22 protein-coding genes are annotated in these 21,813 nt (G+C 66.9%); 12 read left to right on the top strand and 10 right to left on the bottom strand.

What is annotated here, in order from left to right:
* Positions 1-3 precede the first annotated feature (3 nt).
* Positions 4-1,695 carry a 3-oxosteroid 1-dehydrogenase gene (gene kstD, locus QGN30_RS25485; protein ID WP_008263674.1) on the bottom strand — a complete coding sequence of 564 codons (1,692 nt, stop codon included), beginning with the start codon at positions 1,693-1,695 and terminating at the stop codon, positions 4-6.
* A gap of 73 nt (positions 1,696-1,768) precedes the next feature.
* Here kstD and QGN30_RS25480 point away from each other — a divergent pair, with 73 nt between their 5' ends.
* The 7 genes from QGN30_RS25480 (at position 1,769) to QGN30_RS25450 (ending at position 8,110) form a co-directional block, all read left to right on the top strand.
* The gene (locus QGN30_RS25480; RefSeq protein WP_008263676.1) at positions 1,769-2,554 is read left to right on the top strand and encodes a 2-keto-4-pentenoate hydratase; all 786 of its coding nucleotides are present in this window, start codon (positions 1,769-1,771) and stop codon (positions 2,552-2,554) included.
* Between the two features lie 51 nt (positions 2,555-2,605).
* Positions 2,606-3,538, top strand: coding sequence for an acetaldehyde dehydrogenase (acetylating) (locus tag QGN30_RS25475; protein WP_014710858.1), 933 nt, complete (start codon positions 2,606-2,608; stop codon positions 3,536-3,538).
* On the top strand, positions 3,535-4,593 hold the full coding sequence (dmpG, locus tag QGN30_RS25470) for a 4-hydroxy-2-oxovalerate aldolase (RefSeq protein WP_008263680.1): 1,059 nt from the start codon (positions 3,535-3,537) through the stop codon (positions 4,591-4,593). Before QGN30_RS25475 ends, dmpG begins: the two co-directional genes overlap by 4 nt.
* Positions 4,594-4,655: 62 nt before the next feature.
* Positions 4,656-4,958 carry a hypothetical protein gene (locus QGN30_RS25465; protein WP_008263682.1) on the top strand — a complete coding sequence of 101 codons (303 nt, stop codon included), beginning with the start codon at positions 4,656-4,658 and terminating at the stop codon, positions 4,956-4,958.
* An 88-nt stretch (positions 4,959-5,046) separates the two neighbouring features.
* Complete coding sequence (locus QGN30_RS25460; RefSeq protein ID WP_009956901.1) at positions 5,047-6,186, top strand: hypothetical protein; 1,140 nt, start codon at positions 5,047-5,049, stop codon at positions 6,184-6,186.
* Complete coding sequence (locus tag QGN30_RS25455; protein ID WP_009956900.1) at positions 6,183-6,965, top strand: SDR family oxidoreductase; 783 nt, start codon at positions 6,183-6,185, stop codon at positions 6,963-6,965. Before QGN30_RS25460 ends, QGN30_RS25455 begins: the two co-directional genes overlap by 4 nt.
* Positions 6,965-8,110 carry a sulfotransferase family protein gene (locus tag QGN30_RS25450; protein ID WP_009956898.1) on the top strand — a complete coding sequence of 382 codons (1,146 nt, stop codon included), beginning with the start codon at positions 6,965-6,967 and terminating at the stop codon, positions 8,108-8,110. Before QGN30_RS25455 ends, QGN30_RS25450 begins: the two co-directional genes overlap by 1 nt.
* Positions 8,111-8,299: 189 nt before the next feature.
* Here the strand turns inward: QGN30_RS25450 and QGN30_RS25445 are convergent, their stop codons facing one another.
* A complete protein-coding gene (locus tag QGN30_RS25445) occupies positions 8,300-8,752 on the bottom strand; it encodes a hypothetical protein (RefSeq protein WP_014379036.1) in 453 nt (150 codons plus the stop codon).
* A 5-nt stretch (positions 8,753-8,757) separates the two neighbouring features.
* Positions 8,758-9,915, bottom strand: a complete 1,158-nt coding sequence (locus tag QGN30_RS25440; protein ID WP_008263691.1) for a Rieske 2Fe-2S domain-containing protein — start codon at positions 9,913-9,915, stop codon at positions 8,758-8,760.
* A 115-nt stretch (positions 9,916-10,030) separates the two neighbouring features.
* Here QGN30_RS25440 and QGN30_RS25435 point away from each other — a divergent pair, with 115 nt between their 5' ends.
* Positions 10,031-10,555 carry a gamma carbonic anhydrase family protein gene (locus QGN30_RS25435; RefSeq protein ID WP_008263694.1) on the top strand — a complete coding sequence of 175 codons (525 nt, stop codon included), beginning with the start codon at positions 10,031-10,033 and terminating at the stop codon, positions 10,553-10,555.
* Here QGN30_RS25435 and QGN30_RS25430 read toward each other — a convergent pair.
* The 4 genes from QGN30_RS25430 to QGN30_RS25415 are packed head-to-tail and all read right to left on the bottom strand — an operon-like array spanning position 10,552 to position 14,241.
* Positions 10,552-10,959, bottom strand: coding sequence for a nuclear transport factor 2 family protein (locus tag QGN30_RS25430; RefSeq protein ID WP_008263695.1), 408 nt, complete (start codon positions 10,957-10,959; stop codon positions 10,552-10,554). The two genes, QGN30_RS25435 and QGN30_RS25430, sit on opposite strands and share 4 nt — an antisense overlap.
* Positions 10,960-10,966: 7 nt before the next feature.
* Positions 10,967-12,166, bottom strand: a complete 1,200-nt coding sequence (locus QGN30_RS25425; protein WP_008263698.1) for a thiolase domain-containing protein — start codon at positions 12,164-12,166, stop codon at positions 10,967-10,969.
* Positions 12,166-13,230: a thiolase domain-containing protein gene (locus tag QGN30_RS25420; RefSeq protein ID WP_008263700.1), complete on the bottom strand. Its 1,065-nt coding sequence runs from the start codon at positions 13,228-13,230 to the stop codon at positions 12,166-12,168. The genes QGN30_RS25425 and QGN30_RS25420 overlap by 1 nt, the downstream gene beginning before the upstream one ends.
* A gap of 15 nt (positions 13,231-13,245) precedes the next feature.
* Positions 13,246-14,241 (bottom strand): Zn-ribbon domain-containing OB-fold protein, encoded by a 996-nt coding sequence (locus tag QGN30_RS25415; RefSeq protein ID WP_008263702.1) that lies wholly within the window; start codon positions 14,239-14,241, stop codon positions 13,246-13,248.
* A 63-nt stretch (positions 14,242-14,304) separates the two neighbouring features.
* On the opposite strand from QGN30_RS25415, the gene QGN30_RS25410 reads away from it, so the two are divergent.
* Entirely contained in the window at positions 14,305-15,336 is a 1,032-nt protein-coding gene (locus QGN30_RS25410; protein WP_248923361.1) for an LLM class F420-dependent oxidoreductase, read from the top strand.
* 140 nt (positions 15,337-15,476) lie between these two features.
* Here QGN30_RS25410 and QGN30_RS25405 read toward each other — a convergent pair whose 3' ends face one another.
* Positions 15,477-16,199 (bottom strand): acetoacetate decarboxylase family protein, encoded by a 723-nt coding sequence (locus tag QGN30_RS25405; protein WP_008263712.1) that lies wholly within the window; start codon positions 16,197-16,199, stop codon positions 15,477-15,479.
* Between the two features lie 42 nt (positions 16,200-16,241).
* On the opposite strand from QGN30_RS25405, the gene QGN30_RS25400 reads away from it, so the two are divergent.
* Positions 16,242-17,465, top strand: coding sequence for a cytochrome P450 (locus QGN30_RS25400; RefSeq protein WP_008263713.1), 1,224 nt, complete (start codon positions 16,242-16,244; stop codon positions 17,463-17,465).
* A 69-nt stretch (positions 17,466-17,534) separates the two neighbouring features.
* Here QGN30_RS25400 and QGN30_RS25395 read toward each other — a convergent pair whose 3' ends face one another.
* Both QGN30_RS25395 and QGN30_RS25390 read right to left on the bottom strand, forming a co-directional pair.
* Complete coding sequence (locus QGN30_RS25395) at positions 17,535-18,371, bottom strand: DUF559 domain-containing protein (RefSeq protein WP_008263715.1); 837 nt, start codon at positions 18,369-18,371, stop codon at positions 17,535-17,537.
* Between the two features lie 104 nt (positions 18,372-18,475).
* Positions 18,476-19,210 carry a crotonase/enoyl-CoA hydratase family protein gene (locus tag QGN30_RS25390; RefSeq protein ID WP_230487549.1) on the bottom strand — a complete coding sequence of 245 codons (735 nt, stop codon included), beginning with the start codon at positions 19,208-19,210 and terminating at the stop codon, positions 18,476-18,478.
* A 142-nt stretch (positions 19,211-19,352) separates the two neighbouring features.
* Between QGN30_RS25390 and QGN30_RS25385 the strand changes: the two genes are divergently transcribed.
* Complete coding sequence (locus QGN30_RS25385; protein WP_008263720.1) at positions 19,353-21,005, top strand: acyl-CoA synthetase; 1,653 nt, start codon at positions 19,353-19,355, stop codon at positions 21,003-21,005.
* Between the two features lie 30 nt (positions 21,006-21,035).
* Positions 21,036-21,803: a fructosamine kinase family protein gene (locus QGN30_RS25380; RefSeq protein ID WP_008263722.1), complete on the top strand. Its 768-nt coding sequence runs from the start codon at positions 21,036-21,038 to the stop codon at positions 21,801-21,803.
* The last annotated feature ends 10 nt before the right edge of the window (positions 21,804-21,813 follow it).

Raw genomic sequence — 21,813 nt, 5'->3', positions numbered from 1 at the left:
CGGTTATCTTTCCCCGGCTCCGCCGGCAATGTGCAATGCCGCCAGGTAGCCGAACGTCATGGCCGGGCCGATCGTGCCACCCGGACCGGGGTACGTGTGGCCCATCACCGGCGCGCTGACATTGCCGGCGGCGTAAAGGCCTTCGATGATACTGCCGTCGTCGCGCAGCGCCCGCCCGTGGACATCGGTCCGGATGCCGCCCTTGGTGCCCAGGTCGCCGGGCACCATCTTGGCGGCGTAGTACGGCGCGTGGCTGATCTCGCCGAGGTTGGGGTTCGGCTTGTTGGTCGGGTCGCCGTAGTACCTGTCGTAGGCGCTCTCGCCGCGGTGGAAGTCCGCGTCGACGCCGGAGCGCGCGAAACCGTTGAAACGTTCCACGGTGGCGGTGAATTCGTTCACCGGAAGGCCGGCCTTCTGGGCCAGCTCCGCGAGCGTGTCGGCCGTGATGATGACGCCCGACTCCAGCCACTTGCGCGGAATGCGTTGTCCGGGCTGCAATCCCGCAAAGATGTAGCGGTCGCGGTACTGCTGGTCGAAGACCAGCCATGCGGGGATGTTCTCGCCCGGCCCGGGTCCCTGGCCATATTCCCCGCCGTACATGTGGTGGCAGGCCTCGACGTAGGGCATCGACTCGTTCATGAATCGCTTGCCGGACATGTTGACGATGATCGATCCCGGCGAGTTGCGCTCCGACAGCGCGAACCACGGCGCGCCGACCAGCGGGACGGTCGGGCCCCACCAGGCGTCTTCCATCAATTCCAGTCCGGCGCCCAACTTTTCGGCGGCGACGATGCCGTCGCCGGTGTTCGCCACCGCGCCCACCGTCCATTCGGTGGTGATCGGGGCGCGCTGGTATTTCACCCGCATTTGTTCGTTGTGCTCGAACCCTCCCGACGCCAGGATCACCCCGCGTCGGGCCCGGATCAGCCGGGGCTCACCCGATTCGGCATCAGCGGCGCCGCGCACATAGACTCCGCGCACGACGCCGTCTTCGACGTACAGGTCGGTCAGCGCGGTGTTGAGCACCACCGGAACGCCGGCGCGTTGCAAGCCGATCCGCAGCGGTCCGATCAGTGCCCGTCCCATGCCGACGAGGTTCTTGCCGGTCGCCTTGGCCCACATCGTGCGCGCGCCGACCTTCAGGCTGCGCAGCACGCCGCGCGGGTGACGCTTCAGTTGGTTCAACCGCACGTAATCCTGTTGCATCACCACAACGTTGAGCGGCACTTTGCCGTACGCGGGCTCCAGGCCGGACTCGTCGGCGCCGAGCTTGCGGGCATCGAACGGCTTCGGCTCGATCGACCGGCCTTCCGCGCGCCCGCCGGGCGACTCGGGGTAGTAGTCGGAATACCGCGGCACCCAGCACATCTTCAGCGGTGTGTGCTTGAGCACGAACGACAACATCTCGGGCCCGCGCTCGAGGTAGGTGTCGATGCGTTCGGGTTCGACGACGCTGCCGACGATCCCGTGCAGATAGGTGCGGGCCGCCTCGGCGGTGTCCTTGACCCCGTCACGCTTGAGCACTTCGTTATTCGGGATCCAAACGCCGCCGCCCGACCGCGCGGTCGAGCCGCCGAAGTGAGGGGCCTTTTCGATGACTATGGTGGAAAGACCCCGGTGAGCGGCGGTAAGGGCGGCCACCATGCCGGCCCCGCCGCTCCCGACCACGACGACGTCGTACTCCTGCGCTGACATGTAGAACACGTTATAGAATTGCCCAGGGCGGCCGCTACTGGCCCGGGTCGACCGTACGAGGAGACGTAGAAAAATGCTCAGTGTTGCTACCCGCGACGAGCTGGCTGCGGACTTGGCGCAGGCCGAGCGGAGCGGTGAGCCGATCGCCCCGCTGACCGCGGCCTACCCGGACATCGACGTCGTCGATGCCTACGAGATCCAGCTGATCAATATCCGGCAGCGGGTCGCCGAGGGGGCGCGGGTGCTGGGCCACAAGGTGGGGCTGTCGTCGAAAGCCATCCAGCAGATGATGGGCGTCGACGAGCCGGACTACGGGCATTTGCTCGACGAGATGCAGTTGTTCGAAGACACCCCCGTCAAGGCGAACCGCTACCTGTATCCGCGGGTGGAGGTCGAGGTCGGCTTCATATTGAACGCCGACCTGCCGGGAGCCGGTTGCACCGAGGACGACGTGCTGGCGGCGACCGAGGCCTTGGTCCCGTCCATCGAGTTGATCGACACCCGGATCACCGACTGGAAGATCGAGCTGTGCGACACCATCGCCGACAACGCGTCGTCGGCCGGTTTCGTGCTCGGCGAGGCCCGGGTTTCCCCCCGCGACATCGACGTCAAGGGGATCGACGCGGTGCTGCGCTGCAACGGCGAGGTCGTCGCGGAGGGCCGCACCGACGCGGTGCTGGGCAACCCCGTCACCGCGGTGGCGTGGCTGGCGCGCAAGGTCGACGGGTTCGGTGTGCGGTTGCGCAAGGGCGACGTGGTGCTGCCCGGATCGTGCACGCGAGCCATCGACGCGCACCCGGGCGACGAGTTCGTCGCCGACTTCGCGGGCCTCGGTTCGGTGCGTTTATCGTTCGAATAGGCTCGAATTAAATCGACTAACTTAAATCTCAGCAGTTCGAAAAGGGGCATCATGCCGTCTAAGGCGAGTGTGGCCATTGTCGGGTCGGGCAACATCAGCACTGACCTGCTTTACAAGTTGTTGCGGTCGGACTGGCTGGAGCCGCGCTGGATGGTCGGCATCGACCCCGAAAGCGAGGGCCTGGCGCGGGCCCGCAAGCTGGGTTTGGAGACCACCCACGAGGGCGTGGACTGGTTGCTGGCGCAGTCGGACAAGCCCGATCTGGTGTTCGAGGCGACCAGCGCCTATGTGCATCGCGACGCCGCGCCCAAGTACGAGGCCGCCGGCATCCGGGCCGTCGACCTGACGCCCGCCGCGGTGGGTCCCGCGGTGATCCCGCCGGCCAACCTGCGCCAGCACCTGGATGCGCCCAACGTCAACATGATCACCTGCGGCGGGCAGGCCACCATCCCGATCGTGTACGCGGTGTCGCGCGCCGTCGCCGACCTCGGTGGGGTGCCGTACGCCGAGATCGTCGCCTCGGTCGCCTCGCTGTCGGCGGGGCCGGGAACCCGGGCCAACATCGACGAGTTCACCAAGACCACCAGCAAGGGCGTGGAGACCATCGGTGGCGCCAAGCGCGGCAAGGCGATCATCATCTTGAACCCCGCCGATCCGCCGATGATCATGCGCGACACCATCTTTTGCGCCATTCCCGAGGACGCCGACCGCGACGCGATCGCCAAGTCCATCCACGACGTGGTGGCCGAGGTGCAGACCTACGTTCCCGGCTACCGGCTGCTCAACGACCCGCAGTTCGACGACCCGTCGATCAACTCTGGCGGCCAGGCGCTGGTCACCACGTTCGTCGAGGTCGAGGGGGCCGGCGATTACCTGCCCCCCTATGCGGGCAACCTGGACATCATGACCGCCGCGGCGACCAAGGTCGGCGAGGAGATCGCCAAGGAATCCTTGACCGCGACGGCCGGAGGAGCGCAATCATGACTACCGACATCTTCTTCAACCCGGTCTGGGACGTGCGGATGACGGACACGTCGCTGCGCGACGGCTCACACCACAAGCGCCACCAGTTCACCAAGGACGAGGTCGGCGCGATCGTGGCCGCCTTGGACGCCGCGGGTGTGCCCGTCATCGAGGTCACCCACGGCGACGGACTGGGCGGCTCGAGCTTCAACTACGGGTTCTCCAAGACGCCCGAGCAGGAGCTGATCAAGCTCGCCGCCGAGACCGCCAAAGAGGCCAAGATCGCCTTCTTGATGCTGCCCGGCGTGGGCACCAAGGAAGACATCAAAGAGGCCCAGAACAACGGCGGCTCGATCTGCCGGATCGCCACGCACTGCACCGAGGCCGACGTCTCGATCCAGCACTTCGGCCTGGCCCGCGAACTCGGCCTGGAAACCGTCGGCTTCTTGATGATGAGCCACACCATTTCGCCGGAGAAGCTGGCCGCCCAGGCCCGCATCATGGCCGACGCGGGCTGCCAGTGCGTCTACGTGGTCGACTCGGCCGGGGCGCTGGTCCTCGAGGGCGTGCGCGACCGCGTCGCCGCGCTCGTCGCCGAACTCGGTGACGACGCCCAGGTCGGCTTCCACGGGCACGAAAACCTCGGACTCGGGGTGGCAAACAGCGTCGAGGCCGTGCGCGCCGGCGCCAAGCAGATCGACGGCTCGTGCCGCCGCTTCGGGGCTGGGGCGGGCAACGCCCCCGTCGAGGCCCTGATCGGGGTGTTCGACAAGATCGGCGTCAAGACCGGCATCGACTTCTTCGACATCGCCGACGCCGCCGAGGAGGTCGTCGCCCCAGCCATGCCCGCCGAGTGCCTGCTCGACCGCAACGCCCTGATCATGGGCTACTCCGGGGTGTACTCCAGCTTCCTCAAGCACGCCATCCGCCAGGGTGAGCGCTATGGCGTCCCGCCGCATGAGCTGTTGCACCGGGCCGGCCAGCGCAAGCTCATCGGCGGCCAGGAGGACCAACTGATCGACATCGCGCTGGAGATCAAGCGCGAGCGAGAAAGCGGCGCCGCCGCCGCGCGCTGACCTGCCGCTTCACCCAGGGCGCGCACAGGCTACGCAAAGGTAGCGCGCGTAGCCTGGTGGGCATGAGCACATCCAAGACAGTCGGTACTCGTGGCCGCGGACTCTTCGGCCTGCTCGCCGGGGGGTTACTGACCGCGACCGCCGCGACGATGATCGCGCTGCCAGTGGCCAGCGCGGATCCCGGGTGCAATCAGGACGTGGGCAGTTCCATCGACTCGTACCTGCAGCGGCACCCCGACCTCCATCAGCAGCTGATCGACAAGTCAAAGGGCGAGGGGGGCAACGGCAGCGTGATCGACTACCTGAACCGGCATCCCGACGTACGCCAGCACCTGATTCAGCTGTCCCACGCGTGCCCGCCCTAGCGAACCCGCATCGTCGTGCAACCCCGCAGCCGACGCGCGGGAATGTTCGCCATTGACGAAAAAGTAGAACACGTTCTAGCGTCTAGGCGTGTCCGTAACTTCCTTTTCCGGCCCGCTCACCCACGCGATCGCTGAGGCCGAGGAGCTGGTGGCCGCCGCGCCGCACATCGAGTCCGAAGCCGACTTGCTCGAAGGGCTCCAATATCTGGCCGGCTGTATCGCGGCCTGCACGCATCTGGCCTTCGACTACGACCGCGACCACCCCTTTCTGCAGTCGGGGACCGGGCCGTTCACCAAGATGGGCCTGGACAACCCCGACACGCTGTACTTCGGCACCCGGGTGCACGCCAACCACGATTACGTCGTCACCGGCAGGCGCGGCACCACCACCGACCTGAGCTTCCAGCTGCTCGGCGGCGAGTACACCGACGACAACGTGCCCGTCAGCCAGGCCGCGTTCGACGACCGGGAGCTACAGATCGCCCCCGACGGCAGCTTCGAATGGCGGTTTCGGCCGACCGACCCCGGACAGCTGGTCATCCGCGAGGTGTACGGCGACTGGGCCGCGCAGCGCGGCACGCTGGCCATCTCCCGGCTGGACACCGCGGGCACCGCGCCGCCGCCGCTGAGTCGCGAAACCATCGAAAAGCGTTTTGCCACAGCGGGAAAGCAGCTGGTTAACCGGGTGAAGACGTGGCTGCAGTTCCCGCAGTGGTTCTATTTCAACATCCCGGTCAACACGATGGTCGCGCCACGGTTGACGCCGGGCGGCCTGGCGACCCAGTACTCGTCGGTGGGGCACTACGAGCTGCGGCCCGACCAGGCGCTGGTGATCAACATCCCGGTCACCGACGCCCCCTACCTGGGCTTCCAGCTGGGCAGCCTGTGGTACATCTCGCTGGACTACATCAACCACCAGACCTCGCTGAACAACACTCAGGCGCAAGCGGATCCGGACGGCAAGGTGCGCATCGTCGTCGCCGACCAGAACCCCGGCGTGACCAACTGGGTGGAGACCCTCGGGCATCGGAAGGGCATCTTGCAGTTCCGCTGGCAGCGGGTGTCGCGACAACTCACCGACGTCGACGGCCCCACCGTAGAGCTGGTCGACATCGACGCCGTGCCGGCGGCGCTGCCGTATTTCGAGCACAACAAGATTTCCGAGGACGACTGGCGTGCGCGGATTGCGCTGCGCCACCAGCAGATTCAGGCAAGGATGTTGGGATGACGAAGTTGCTCGACGGCAAGGTGGTGGTGATCAGCGGCGTCGGCCCGGGTCTGGGCACGACGCTGGCGCACCGATGCACGCGGGAAGGCGCCGACCTGGTGCTGGCCGCCCGCACGCCGGAACGCCTGGACGACGTCGCCAAACAGATCGCCGACCTCGGAGGCCGGGCGACCACGGTGCGCTCCGACATCACCGAGGACGACCAGGTGAGCAACCTGGTCGATGCCACCTTGGAGGCCTACGGCAAGGTCGACGTGTTGATCAACAACGCGTTCCGCGTACCGTCGCTGAAGCCTTTCTCGGGCACCAGCTTTCAGCACATCCGCGACGCGATCGAACTCAGTGCGCTGGGCGCCCTGCGGCTCATCCAGGGATTCACGCCGGCGCTGGCCGAGTCGAAGGGCTCGATCGTCAACGTCAACTCCATGGTGCTGCGGCACTCGCAGGCGAAGTACGGCGCCTATAAGATGGCCAAGTCCGCGCTGCTGTCCATGTCTCATTCGCTGGCCACCGAGCTGGGCGAGCAGGGAATCCGGGTCAATTCCGTTGCACCCGGCTATATCTGGGGCGAGACGCTGCAGGGCTACTTCAACCACCAGGCCGGCAAGTACGGCACCACGGCCGAGCAGATCTACCAGGCCACCGCGGCGGGCTCCGACCTGAAGCGGCTGCCGACCGAGGACGAGGTGGCCTCGGCGATCTTGTTCATGGCGAGCGACCTGTCCAGTGGCATCACCGGGCAGACCCTCGACGTCAATTGCGGGGAGTACCACACCTGATGGCTGAGCGTACCGACGTCGGCACCGTTGACGACCTGAAGGCGTCGGCCAGCAAGATGATCGGGCTGGACGATTTCGGCAGCAACGACGACAACTACCTCGAAGCGCTGGAAGTGCTGCTCGACTCCTATCGCCGCGACGCCGACTTGACGCCGTTGGGCAGCAAGATGAATCGGTTCTTTTTGCGCGGTGCGCTGGTGGCCCGGCTGCTGTCCGAAGCGGCGTGGAAGCAATACCCGCAGCACGCGGACGTCGTCATCGAGCGGCCGATCTTCGTCACGGGACTGGTGCGCACCGGCACCACCGCCTTGCATCGGCTGCTGGGCGCCGATCCCGCGCACCAGGGCCTGCATCTGTGGTTGGCCGAATTCCCGCAGCCGCGCCCGCCTCGTGAAACCTGGGATTCCAACCCGTATTACAGCCAACTGAACGCGCAGTTCGAGAAGCATCATGCCGAAAACCCGGACTACACCGGTCTGCATTTCATGGCGGCGTACGAGCTGGAGGAGTGCTGGCAGCTGCTGCGGCAGTCGCTGCATTCGGCGTCCTACGAGACGCTGGCGCACCTGCCCACCTACTCGCAGTGGCTCTCGCGGCAGGACTGGACGCCGTCGTACCAGCGGCACCGCCGCAACCTTCAGCTGATCGGACTCAACGACGCGGACAAGCGGTGGGTGCTGAAGAATCCCAGCCACCTGTTCGCGCTGGACGCGCTGATGGCGACCTATCCCGACGCGTTGGTGATCCAGACCCATCGTCCGGTCGAGACGATCATGGCCTCGATGTGCTCGCTGGCGCAGCACACCGCCGAGGGATGGTCGACGTCGTTCACCGGCGCCCAGATCGGCGCTGACGCAATGGAAACGTGGTCGCGGGGCCTGGAGCGGTTCAACACCGCGCGGGCCAAATACAGCCCGTCGCAGTTCTACGACGTGGACTACAAGGAGCTGATCGCCGACCCGATGGGCACGGTGGCCGACATCTACCGGCACTTCGGGATGACGTTGACCGAAGAGGCCAAGGCGGCCATGGAAAAGACCCACGCCGACAGCCAGTCCGGCGCGCGGGCGCCCAAGCACTCGTACTCGCTGGCCGACTACGGCCTGAGTGTCGAGACGGTCAAGGAGCGGTTCGCGGGGCTGTAGAAATCACAGGCGCCACAGGAGTTTCCGGTCCGATGGACGCGCCTTTTGCCCACCTCCGAGCGACAAAGCCGCGAATCCATCCGCGCCAATCCATCCGCGCCCCCTGCCGGTTGTCGCTCGGAGGTGGGCACGACGCCCATGGCTTCCGGCTCGGGTCCGACGGGCCGCTATGACGAACGAGACCGTCGCTCAGTGCTCGTCTGGCTCGTCTTCGAGGTACCCCTCGGCGACCGCATGCTCGATGCTGTCGCTCAGTTTGGGGCAGGACCGGGTGCGCGCGGTGTCGCCGCCGGACTCGCGCACCTCGGTGAAGTGCGCGCAACGCTGCCAGGCCTCGGTATTCCATTGCACCGCAGTGTGTCCCGGCCCGAGCCTGCGCACCGTGACGCGGACGTGGCAGAAACGGCAGTCCACCGGCAACAGACCCGAGTTGAGATAGCGCTCGCGGTCAGCGCGGCTGGCCTCGGCCACGGCGGCCGCGCGCTGGGGATCGTTGGCGAAATCCCTTGACTTCGACCACGATCGGGACCCCCCGCCGTTGCCGGCCGGCTTCTCCTCGTGGTCGTGATGATCGCCGTGCAGCTGCAACATCGACCGCGCGAGCCGATCGACGTCAGGTACCTGCGGCTGATCGTCGGCCATGATGCCTAGTGCTGCTCGGCCGGAACGTCCTCGGATTCCTTGGCCTTGAGGTTCTCGGAGACCTCGGAATTCCAGTACTCGTTGGCGCGGGTGGTGTCGACCTCGATCTCGAAGCGTTCCACCATTTCCGGCTCGATGTCGGCGACGTCGACATAGAACTGCTGATACCAGCGGCGTAGCTGGTAGACGGCGCCGTCCTCTTCGACCAGCAGCGGATTGTCGATGCGGGTCTTGTGCTTCCAGATCTCGACGTCCTGCAAAAAGCCCTTGCTGACGCCCTCGGTGAACACCTTCGACAGCTTGTCGGTCATCTTTTCGTCCATGCCCTTGGGCTTTTCGACGATGACACCCCACTGCAGCACGAACGAGTTCTGGGTCACCGGGTAGTGGCAGTTGATCAGGATCGACTCGGCCTTGTAGCCGCCGTAGCTGTTGTGCAACCAGTTGATCATGAAGGAGGGCCCGAAGTAGGACGCCTCGGAATCCAGGTGCGCCTCACCGTAAGACGTGCCGAGGTCGTTCACGTCGGGCCGGCCCACGTTGTGCAGGTACTGCGAGGCGATGTGTCCCTCGAAGACGTTCTTGAAGTACGTCGGCAACCCGAAATGGATGTAGAAGAAGTGCGCCATGTCGGTGACGTTGTCGATGATGTCGCGGCAGTTGGACCCCTCGATGAGGATGCTGTTCCACCGCCAATCGGTCCACTCGTCGCTGTGGGCCTCCGGGATCTCCGGGATCCGCACGGCGGGGTCCGGCGGATTGTTTTCGTGGTCGTGCCAGACGAACAGCAGGCCGCCGCGGACGTCGGTCGTCCACGACCGGGTGCGGGCCGTCTTGGGCGTGCGCTTGGCGTACGGCACCAGCTTGCAGCGGCCGTCGCCGCCCCAGCGCCAGTCGTGGAAGGGGCAGGCCACCTCGTCGCCCTTGATGGTGCCCTCCGACAGATCACCGCCCATGTGCCGGCAATAGCCGTCGAGGACCTTGATGTCCCCGTGGGAGTCGGCGAAGACCACCAGCTTGGTGCCGAAAGCCTCGATCGAATGCGGCTTACCGTCCTGGAAGTCCTTTGCGACGCCCAGGCAGTGCCAGCCGCGGGCGTACCTGGTCGGCAAGGCGCCGGGATCGATCTCCCGGATGCCGACCGCCTTGGTGTCGGTACTCACCTGTCCACCTCCAACTAATAGCCCTCTAACTAGAACACGTTACAGTTTTGCGGCGGGGGCGCGCAACGACGGCGAGCCTGGCTGGGACATATGCGTGTTGGGGTATACGTAGACGATGCCGCTGTTTGCATTCGAGGGCCGCGCACCACGGGTCGATCCCACCGCTTTCGTCGCCCCGACCGCCACTTTGATCGGTGACGTCGTCGTGGAGGCGGGGGCCTCGATCTGGTTCAACGCCGTGCTGCGCGGCGACTACGGGCCCATCGTGGTGCGGGAGGGCGCCAATGTGCAGGACGGGTCCGTGCTGCACGCGCCTCCCGGCATCCCGGTGGACATCGGTCCGGGCGCGACGGTCGCGCATCTGTGCGTCGTCCACGGGGCGCACGTGGGACCGGAGGCGTTGATCGCCAATCACGCCACCGTTTTGGACGGGGCGGTGATCGGGGCGCGCAGCCTGGTCGCCGCGCACTCGCTGGTCACCGCCGGCACCCAGATCCCGGCCGGGATGCTCGCGGTCGGCGCCCCGGCTCAAATCAAGGGCCCGGTGGCCGGCACCGGCGCCGAGATGTGGCTCAAGCTCAATCCGCAGGCCTACCGCGACCTCGCCCAGCGGCATCTGGCCGGGCTGGAGCCGATCTAGACCTTGCGGGTGTTGGCCGCCGCGCGGTCCATCTCCCAATACGCGCGCAGGGCCACCAGCTTGCCCTCGTCGTTGGCCTTGTAGGTGAACACGCCCTCGGCGGTCGTCTGGTATTCGCCCGTCGTGATGAGGATGTGCCCGACGTTGGCTTCCTCGTTGCCGCACTGATAGGTATCGCGGAAAACGAACTCGATCTTGGTGGTCGGGGCGATCGCCTTGTCCCAGAAGGCCGAAATCGCGTCACGGCCCCGATGCCCTTTGCCCTCGGGGTCGAACGCGGAGGGGCCGATCGGGTCCTCGACGATGGCGTCGTCGGCGAACACCGCCAGCCAGGCATCCTTGTCCCGGGCCGCCACCGCCTCGCGGGAGCGGCGGCCGGCCTCGTGCGCGGGATGCTTGGTCATCGCGTGCTCACGCGTCGACTTTTTGGGGCGTCGGCTTGTCGGCGCCGACCACCCACATGGAGTAGTACTGCGAGCCGCCGCCGTAGGCGTGTCCCAACGCCTTTCGCGCGTTGGGCACCTGGTGGTCGCCGCCCTTGCCCATGACCTGGATCGCCGCCTCGGCGAAGCGGATCAGGCCCGAGGCGCCGATCGGGTTCGACGACAGCACGCCGCCCGACGGGTTCACCGGTAGCCGGCCGCCGATCTTGGTCTCGCCCGCTTCGGTGAGCTTCCAGCCTTCGCCTTCGGGCGCAAACCCGAGGTTTTCCAACCACATCGGCTCGAACCAGGAGAACGGCACGTAGATCTCCGCGGCGTCGATCTCGTCGATGGGGCTCGTGATGCCGGCGGCCTTCCACAGCGCGGCGGCCGCGTCGCGGCCGGCCTGCGGGCTGACCTGGTCGCGCCCGGAGAACTGCAGCGGTTCGGTGCGCAGCGCCGTGGCGTGGATCCATGCCACCGGATTGCCCTGCGCCAGGCGGGCTTCGGCGGCCTCCTCGTTGCCGATCACGACCGCCGCCGCGCCGTCGGAGGACGGGCAGGTCTCGTCGTAGCGGATCGGGTCCCACAGCATCGGCGACGCCATCACCTTCTCCACGGTGATGTCGGGCTGGTGCAGGTGCGCCAGGGGGTTGCGGGCGCCGTTGAGCCGGTCCTTGACCGCGACGATGGCACCGATGTTGGTGGGCGCCCCGGAACGACGGATGTACGAGCGCACGTGCGGGGCGAAGTAGCCGCCCGCGCCGGCGCCCACCGGCTTGATGAAGGGAATCGGGATTGACAACGCCCACATGGCGTTTGACTCCGACTGCTTCTCCCAGGCCATCGCCAGCACGCGCCGGTACTTGCCGGACTGCACCAGACTGGCGGCCACCACGCCGGTGGAGCCACCGACCGATCCCGCGGTGTGCACCCGGATCAGCGGCTTGCCCGTGGCGCCCATGGCGTCGGCCATGAACAGCTCGGGCATCATGACGCCCTCGAAGAAGTCCGGCGCCTTGCCGACCACGACGGCATCGATGTCGTCGAACGTGCAACCCGAGTCGGCCAGCGCCCGATCGATCGCCTCGCGCACCAGGCCGTTCATCGAAACGTCCTGGCGCTTGGCGACGTACTTCGTCTGTCCGGTACCCAGTACCGCAGCGATGTTTGGCCCTGCACCGGCCATTAGTTCTTCCCTTCCATGACCGCGACCAGGTTCTGTTGTAGCGCAGGCCCGCTGGTGGCGTGCGCGAGCACCCGCTCAGCCGAACCATTCCAGATGTGTTGTGCTGCAAAGCCGATGCGCTCGAGGCCGGCGACGAACATGGGATTGGCCGCCAGCGCGCCACCGGACGGATTGACCTTGGTCGGTCCCGGTATCCGGATGGCTTCCTCGATGATCAGGTGCTGGTGGGTGAAGGGCGCGCAGATCTCCGCCACGTCCAGGTTGTCGGTCCTGCCGCCGGTGGCCACGTGGGCCGCGGCCTTGGTCGACGGGGATTCGGTGAGGTCGCGCGCGCCCAGCGACGGGGTCTCGATGCGGTGCTCGATTCCCGTGATCCAGGCGGGGTTTTCGCGCAGTTCGCGTGCCCGGTCGCCGGCAGCGAGCACGATCGCCGCGGCGCCGTCGGTGATCGGCGCGATGTCGTGGCGCCGCAGCGGGTCGGCGAAAAACGGCCGTTCGAGCAGTTCGGCCACGCTGATCGACCCCTCGACCTTGTCCACCCGCCGCGCGTTCGCGAAGGAGTCGAAGGCCACGCGCGCCATCTGCTCCTCGGTCCACTTGCCGCTGTCGAGCCCGATGCGGGCCTGCAGCCCGGCCATCGAGATCGAATCGGGCCACAACGGCGCGACGGTGTAAGGGTCGGTCTGCCGCGACAGGATCTGGCGCAGGACCCCGGCCGAGGACTTGCCGAAGCCGTACACCAGCGCGGTGTCGACCTCACCGGTCAACAGCTTGATGTAGGCCTCGTAGAGGGCCCAGGCCGCGTCCATCTCGACGTGCGATTCGTTGATCGGCGGAACGGCGCCGATGGAGTCGATCGCCGAGATGAACGAAAAGGCCCGTCCGGCAAGGTAATCGGACGATCCGGAGCACCAGAAGCCGATGTCAGTCCGCTCGATGCCCAGCTCCTCGTAGAGCTGGGCGAAGCACGGTATCAACATCTCGACGCCGTTGGTGGTGCCGTCGGTGCGGCGGACGTGTGGTGCGTGGGCGAAGCCGACGACCGCAACGTTGCGAGCGCTCATAGGTAGGTAAGCCCTTTACAGGTGGTGCTTGTAGGTGTCGTAGTCGGCGTCGGGTTCCCCGGTCGGCCGGAAGTACTCGATGTTGTCGATGCCAAAACCCCACTCCTCGCGGGGTTTCCACACCGCTTCCACGCGCATGCCCATCCGTACCTCGTGCGCGTCGATGTCGGCGACGAGATGCAGGAACGGGATGTCGGCCCCATCGAGCAGCACATAGGCGGCCACGTAGGGCGGCTTGATGCGCTGGCCCTGGAACGGGATGTTGATGATCGCGAACGTCGTCACGGTGCCCTTGTCCGGCAGCTCGACGAAGTCGGTGGTCGGCTGGCCGGTCGCCGGGTCGGCGCCGTGGGGCGGGAAGTACACCTTGCCGTTCTCGCCCGTCTTCGCGCCCAGCAGCTTGCCCTGGGCGATGGCCCGCAGGTAGGCGCTCTCCTCGTGCGAGGCGCTGTGCTGGATGGTCAGCGAGACGGGCGTGACGATCATGGTCACGGGGTCCTTGTCGCCGTCCGACTGCTCCGCGACGGCTTCGGCTTCCTCCCCCAGCTCGAAATAGGCGATGTCGGTGATGGCGCCCACCGGTTCGTCCACCCAGTGCACGTGCACGCGGGAGCCGGTCTTGATGGCCTTGGGCTCGCCCGCATCCACCGCATGGATCAGCGGGGTGTCGGCGCCGTCGAGCTTGATCAGCGCCCAGGCGAACGGCCGGTCGAGCGGCTGGCCCTCGATCGGTTCGGGCTGCCAGGTCCACGAGACGACGGTGCCGACGCTGGATACCGGTACCATCTCGCCCAGCGGCTCGTAGGTGACCGGGTCATATTCCGGCGGCGGCACGTGCACCCGGCCATCCGACCCGCGCACCCCGAGGACGTGGCGGTCACGCAGTGCGGTGAAGAACTTGCTCAGCGTGGGGCCGACCGAACGGGTGTAGTCGAAGGCCAACGTCAGTGGCGCGGAGAGCGGTGGCTCAGGGTGATCCATCAGGGGCGGGCTACTCGAGCTGGCTGTCACGCCATCGAGTAGAACAGGTTCTAAGAACGGATTCAACATCGGGTCTGCGGAAGGGTGACGACGATGAAGCTGGGACTGCAGCTGGGATATTGGGGCGCGCAGCCGCCGCAGAACCACGGTGAGCTCGTCGCCGCGGCAGAGGAGGCCGGCTACGACGCCGTCTTCGCCGCCGAGGCGTGGGGATCCGACGCCTACACGCCGCTGGCCTGGTTGGGTTCGTCGACGTCCCGGGTGCGGCTGGGCACCTCGGTGGTTCAGCTGTCCGCGCGGACCCCGACGGCCTGCGCGATGGCGGCTCTGACGCTGGACCACCTGTCCGGCGGCCGGCACGTGCTCGGCCTCGGCGTCTCGGGGCCGCAGGTGGTCGAGGGCTGGTATGGCCAGTCGTTCCCCAAGCCGCTGGCCCGCACCCGGGAATACATCGACATCGTCCGGCAGGTGTGGGCGCGGGAGGCGCCGGTGACCAGCGCCGGTCCGCACTACCCGCTGCCGCTGACGGGCGAGCGCGCAACGGGTCTGGGCAAGCCGCTCAAGCCGATCACTCATCCGCTGCGGGCCGACATCCCGATCATGCTGGGCGCCGAGGGGCCGAAGAACGTCGCGCTGGCCGCCGAGATCTGCGACGGCTGGCTGCCGATCTTCTACACGCCGCGCATGGCCGATACCTACAACGAGTGGCTGGACGAGGGGTTCGCCCGCCCGGGCGCGCGCCGCAGCCGCGAGGACTTCGAGATCTGCGCGACGGCCAACATCGTCATCACCGAGGACCGCAGCGCCGCGTTCGCGGCCATGAAGCCCTATATCGCGCTCTACATGGGCGGCATGGGCGCCGAGGACACCAACTTCCACGCCGACGTCTACCGCCGGATGGGTTACGCCGAGGTGGTCGACGACGTGACGAAGCTGTTCCGCAGCAACCAGAAGGACAAGGCCGCCGAGATCATCCCGGACGAGGTGATCGACGACGCCGCGATCGTCGGCGACATCGACTACGTGCGTAAGCAGATCAAGGCCTGGGAGGCCGCCGGCGTGACCATGATGGTGGTGTCCGGGCGCAGTACAGAGCAGGTCCGCGAGCTGGCGAGCCTGATCTGACCCGTACCCACCACGGACTAGAACACGTTCTACTTTTCTTGCCAGCGGCTGAGAACGCGTTCTAGATTGTCCGGATGGCGCGCCCGACGACGATGCAGAGCGGAGGGGAGGAGCCGGGCGATCGACACCGGTCCGGCCGGTCAGCCGAGCGGGTGGGCGTCGCCGAATGTCATCTCGACGTGGCCGACGGATCCAGAGATCATCGCCCGCTTCGGCAGGCCCAGCGACGCCAGCTCCTTGGCGTAGGCGTGATCGCCCAGTCGCAGCGTCGCGCCGCCGAGCTGACCGCGCAGCCCGCGCACCCGCATCTCCCAGGGCACCTCCCGGGTTGTGCCGTCGGCGTAGGTGTAGGTCTTGAGGACCTGCGGACGCGAGGTGAACACCGATGGCACCGGCAATCCCCGGGCGAAGTCGATGCCCGCGATGTGCGCGCCGTCGGCGCTGACGTCGAATCCGAACCGGCCCTGCTCGCGAACGGTGAAGTCGGCCATGATCTTCGGGAAGCCCCAGATGGACCGTCCCGCCTCCAGGGTGAAGCTCTGGTCGACCGGCAGGTGGTGGATGAACGCGGCCGCGTCGCCCAGCGCCCGCCAGCCGCTTGCCGTCGAGCCGGGGGGATTGACCATCACGCAGGTGCCGAATTCGTGGTACTGCCCCAGGTCGCCGTCGATGTAGCGGGCCAGCATCAGGTTGACCACCGCCCGGCCCGGGCGGTGCTGGCAGACTTTCAGACCGCTGTAGTCGATAAGGCGTTGGGCCGCTTGCGCATCCACCGAAAACATCGCGGTGTGCACGTCCGCTTTACGTATCCGCACCGGCATGGTGAGGACTGTCCCCGCAACGATGTGTTGTGACTCAGCCATGCCGGTTACTGTAATCCGTTCGTCAACACTTGGAGGCTGTAGATGACTTCGACCATCCCGGAAGCAATCTCGAACATCGACCTGACCGACGGCAATTTCTACGCCGATCGTCACACCTCGCGTGAGGCCTATCGCTGGATGCGCGCCAACCAGCCGGTGTTTCGCGATCGCAACGGGCTGGCCGGCGCGACCACTTATCAGGCCATCCTCGACGCGGAACGCAATCCGGAGCTGTTCTCCAGCACCGGCGGCATCCGTCCCGACCAGCCCGGCATGCCCTACATGATCGACATGGACGATCCCGCACATCTGTTGCGGCGCAAGCTCGTCAACGCGGGCTTCACCCGCAAGCGGGTCAAGGAGAAGGAGCCGTCGATCGCGAAGCTGTGCGACACCCTCATCGATGCCGTGTGTGAGCGCGGCGAGTGTGACTTCGTCCGCGATATCGCCGCCCCGCTGCCGATGGCGGTGATCGGCGACATGCTGGGCGTGCTGCCCACCGAACGCAGCATGCTGTTGAAGTGGTCCGACGATCTGGTCTGCGGGCTGAGTTCGCACATCGACCCGACGTCGGAAACGGCCCAGGCGGTGATGGCCGCATTCGCGGCGTACACCGAATTCACCACGAGCATCATCACCAAGCGGCGCGCCGAACCCACCGACGACCTGTTCTCCATCCTGGTGAACGCCGAGGTGGAGGGGCAGCGGATGTCCGACGACGAGATCGTCATGGAGACACTGCTCATCCTCATCGGCGGCGACGAGACCACCAGGCACACGTTGAGCGGGGGGACCGAACAGCTGGTGCGCCACCGCGATCAGTGGGATGCCCTGGTGCGCGACCCCTCGTTGCTTCCGGGTGCGATCGAGGAGATGCTGCGCTGGACGTCGCCGGTCAAGAACATGTGCAGAACCCTGACCGCCGACACCGAATTCCACGGCACCTCGCTGCGCGAGGGCGAGAAGATCATGCTGCTGTTCGAGTCGGGCAACTTCGACGAGTCGGTGTTCGAGGATCCGGACAGCTTCGACATCCGGCGAAACCCGAACAGCCACATGGCTTTCGGCTTCGGAACGCATTTCTGCCTGGGCAACCAGCTGGCCCGCCTCGAGCTGTCGATGATGACCGAGCGGGTGCTCAAGCGACTGCCGGACCTCAGGCTGGCCGACGACGACTCGACCCTGCCGCTGCGACCGGCGAACTTCGTCAGTGGCCTGGAGGCCATGCCGGTGGTGTTCACGCCGAGCGCGCCGCTGCTGGGTTGATCGCGTTAGAGCCATCTTTCGCCGAGCGTGCACACATGGCGAGATTTCGTTTGATTTCCCGCCCTGAGATCACGTTCGGCGCGCCCACGCCGCTGCCACCCTGGCGATGACGCCGCCCGGCGTGTCTTCGATCGTGACGCGAACGACCGTCCAACCAATCTCCGCCAGGGTCTTCGCGCGTCGAATGTCCTTGTTGAATTGCCGCTGATCGGTGCGGTGATGGTCGCCTTCGTACTCGACGGCCACTTTGATGTCCTGCCAACCCATATCGAGACAGGCGATCAGAGCGCCGTAGTCATAAACCGGTATTTGAGTCTGCGGCCGCGGGAAACCCGCGCGGATCAGCAGCAGCCGCAGCCATGTCTCGCGGGGAGATTCGGCGCCCTTGTCGACAAGCGGCAGCGCGACGCGCGCACGCGCGATGCCCCGTCGGCCTCGGTACCGCTCGCCGAGTGAGTCGACCTCGCTCACCTTGAGATCGGTTGCGCGCGCGAGCGCGTCGATGGCTGCGACCGCCCGATCGACGGGATATCGGCAGGCGAGGTCGAGAGCCGTCCGCGCGGGCGTCGTCACCCGTAGGCCGGCGATCGTTTGTATCTCGTGCTCAAACAGCGAATCCGACCACGTGTCAATACCGGCCGGCGGGCGGCGGTGTTGATAGACCAACTGCGCGGGCGCCCGGTGGTCGACCCATTTGGCCCCATGCAGTGCCGAGGCGGAGCGCCCTGCGACGATGCCCCGTCGCCGCGACCACAGCCACGCGGCGCATGCGCGTCTTGTGGCGGTCAGTTCCGTGGCGGGGTCCACGTAGACGTCGGGGTGCAACGCGACGAACCGGCTCCGCAGCCGGTACCGGGTCAGGGTGCCGGCTGCGAGCGCCTCGCTGCCGATGAAGGGTTCGCGCACGCAAGCAGTGTGGCGTCAAGGACTGACAGCGACGCCGAGCGTGACGGCAGGGCGAAAAATCGGCCGAAAAGTCGCCGTGACGTCACGTTCGGCGGAGAGGGGACCTAGCGGTTTTGGAAGTTGGGCTTGCGCTTCTCGGCGAACGCCCGGGGGCCCTCCTTGGAGTCCTCGGACAGGAACACCGGTATCCCGTTTGCGGTATCGGGCTTGAAGGCCTCTTCCTCGTGCATCCCCTCGGTCTCGCGGATCGTCTTGAGGATCGCCTGGACGGCCAACGGGCCGTTGTTCTCGATGACCTCGGCGATTCCGAGGGCCTTGGTCAGCGCCTGCCCGTCGGGAACGACGTGGCCGATCAGGCCCACGTCCTTGGCCTCGGCGGCGGTGATGTGCCGTCCGGTCAGCAGCAGGTCGCACGCCACGGTGTAGGGAATCTGGCGCACCAGTCGCACCGCGGACCCGCCCATCGGGTACAGGCTCCACTTGGCCTCGGAGATGCCGAATTTGGCGCTCTCGCCGGCCACCCGGATGTCGGTGCCCTGCAGGATCTCCGTACCCCCGGCGATGGCCGGGCCCTCGACGGCGGCGATCAGCGGCTTTTTGAGCCGGCGGCCCTTGAGGAGGGCGTCGATCCGCGACGGGTCGTAGCTGCCGTCCTTGAATGACTCACCCGGCGGCTTCTGGGTCGCGGCCTTGAGGTCCATGCCCGCGCAGAAGTAGCCACCGGCACCGGTCAGGATGCAGCATCGGATGTCGGGATCGTTGTCGACGCGGTCCCAGGCCTGGACCATGATTTCCATCATTTCCGTGCTCAGGGCGTTGCGGCGGTGCGGCCGGTTCATGGTCACGATGAGGGTGTGACCACGCTGTTCCACGAGCGCGTCAGGACCGGTTTCCTCGTTTGCTGGCGCCTCGGTCACGGTTACCGCCTTTCCCTCGACAATGGACACGAGCTTGCCTCGAAATGTAACACGTTCTAATTTGGTGGCCGTGGCCTTGAATATTGCCGATCTAGCAGAGCACGCCATCGACGCTGTGCCCGAGCGTGTCGCCCTGATCTGCGGCGACGAGAAGTTGACCTACGCCCAACTGGAGGAGAAGGCCAACCGCCTTGCTCACTATCTGCTCGAGCAGGGGGTGAAAAAGGACGACAAGGTGGGCCTCTACTGCCGAAACCGCATCGAGATCGTCATCGCGATGCTCGGCATCGTCAAGGCGGGTGCCATCCTGGTGAACGTCAACTACCGCTACGTCGAGGGCGAGCTGCGCTACCTGTTCGACAACTCCGACATGGTCGCGCTGGTCCACGAGCGCCAGTACTCCGACCGGGTGGCCAACGTGCTGCCCGAGACTCCCAACGTCAAGACGATCCTGGTCGTCGAGGACGGCAGCGACAACGACTACCAGCGCTACGGCGGCGTCGAGTTCTACTCCGCGATCGCCCAGAGCTCACCCGAGCGCGACTTCGGCCCGCGCAGCGCCGACGACATCTACCTGCTCTACACGGGCGGCACCACCGGATTCCCGAAGGGCGTGATGTGGCGCCACGAGGACATCTACCGCGTGCTGTTCGGCGGAACCGACTTCGCCACAGGCGAATTCGTCAAGGACGAGTACGACCTGGCCAAAGCCGCCGCGGCCAATCCGCCGATGGTCCGCCACCCGATTCCGCCGATGATCCACGGCGCCACCCAGTCGGCGACCTGGATGTCGATCTTCTCGGGTCAAACCACGGTGCTGGCACCGGAATTCAACGCCGACGAGGTCTGGCGCACGATTCACGAGCACAAGGTGAACCTGCTGTTCTTCACCGGCGACGCGATGGCGCGGCCGCTGCTGGACGCGCTGCTGGCGCACCAGGAGAAGGGTAACGAGTACGACCTGTCGTCCCTGTTTTTGCTCGCCTCCACCGCGGCGCTGTTCTCGCCGAGCATCAAGGAGAAGTTCCTCGAGCTGCTGCCCAACCGGGTCATCACCGACTCGATCGGATCGTCGGAAACCGGATTCGGCGGCACCAGCGTCGTCGCCAAGGACGCGCCGCACAGCGGCGGCCCGCGCGTGACGATCGACCACCGCACCGTCGTCCTCGATGAGGACGGCAACGAGGTCAAGCCCGGCTCCGGCGTGCGCGGCTTTATCGCGAAGAAGGGCAACATTCCCGTCGGCTACTACAAGGACGAGAAGAAGACCGCCGAGACGTTCAAGACCATCAACGGCGTGCGCTACGCCATTCCCGGCGACTACGCGACGGTCGAGGAGGACGGCACCGTCACGATGCTGGGCCGCGGCTCGGTGTCGATCAACAGCGGCGGCGAGAAGATCTACCCCGAGGAGGTCGAGGCCGCGCTCAAGGGGCACCCCGACGTCTTCGACGCCCTGGTGGTCGGTGTGCCCGACGCCCGCTACGGCCAGCACGTCGCGGCCGTCGTCCAGCCGCGGCCGGGAACGCGGCCCCCGCTGTCGGAGCTGGACGCCTTCGTGCGTTCCGAGATCGCGGGATACAAAGTGCCGCGCAGCCTGTGGCTGGTCGACGAGGTCAAGCGCTCGCCCGCCGGCAAGCCCGACTACCGCTGGGCCAAGGAGCAGACCGAGGCGCGCCCGGCCGACGACGTGCACGCCGCTCACGTAACTGCATGACGCGCTCCAAGCGCTAGGACCGCGCGAGGCGTGACCGACTTCGTCAAGCACAACCCGGACGCGCCCGCCCGGTTCTTCGCCGCGGAAGCCGCTGGCCTGCAATGGCTTTCCGGCGCCGACGGCGGCGTGCCCTGCGCGCAAGTCGTCTCCGTCACGATGACGAGCCTGACGCTGCGCCGCCTCGGCTCGGTGTACCCGACCCCCGAGGCGGCGCGTGAGTTCGGTGGCCGACTCGCCGCCACGCACGACGCCGGCGCCGCCGGCTTTGGCGCCGGCCCCGACGGGTGGGACGGGCCCGGCTTCTTCGGACCCCTGTCGCAGCCCCTGCCGATGTCGCTGCGACCGCACCGACGCTGGGGCGAGTTCTATGCGCAGGAGCGGCTGGCCCCGATGGCCGAACTCGCCGCCGCGCGGCTCGACTCGTCGACCCGCGAGGTCGTCGACGCCGTCGCGGCGCGTTGCCGTGCGGGTGATTTCGACGACGACGACCCGCCGGCCCGCCTGCACGGCGACCTGTGGAGCGGCAACGTGATGTGGACGCCCGCCGGGGTGGTGCTGATCGACCCGGCCGCGCACGGCGGTCACCGCGAGACCGACCTGGCGATGCTCGCGCTGTTCGGCTGCCCGCATCTCGACGCCGTCATCGACGGTTACCGGCGGGTGCGGCCGCTGCGACCCGGCTGGCGCGACCGTGTCGGGCTGCATCAGCTCTTCCCGCTGCTCGCCCATGTCGTGCTGTTCGGCGGCGGGTACGCGCGGCAGACCGACGCCGCCGCCCGCGCCGCGCTGGCCGCCTGAGCACCGCCCG

The organism is Mycobacterium sp. 3-98 (assembly GCF_035918355.1).
In the GTDB taxonomy this organism is placed as follows: Bacteria; Actinomycetota; Actinomycetes; order Mycobacteriales; family Mycobacteriaceae; genus Mycobacterium; species Mycobacterium intracellulare.
Note: the sequence above shows the minus strand (reverse complement) of the source record. Positions and strands in the feature narration are given on the sequence as shown.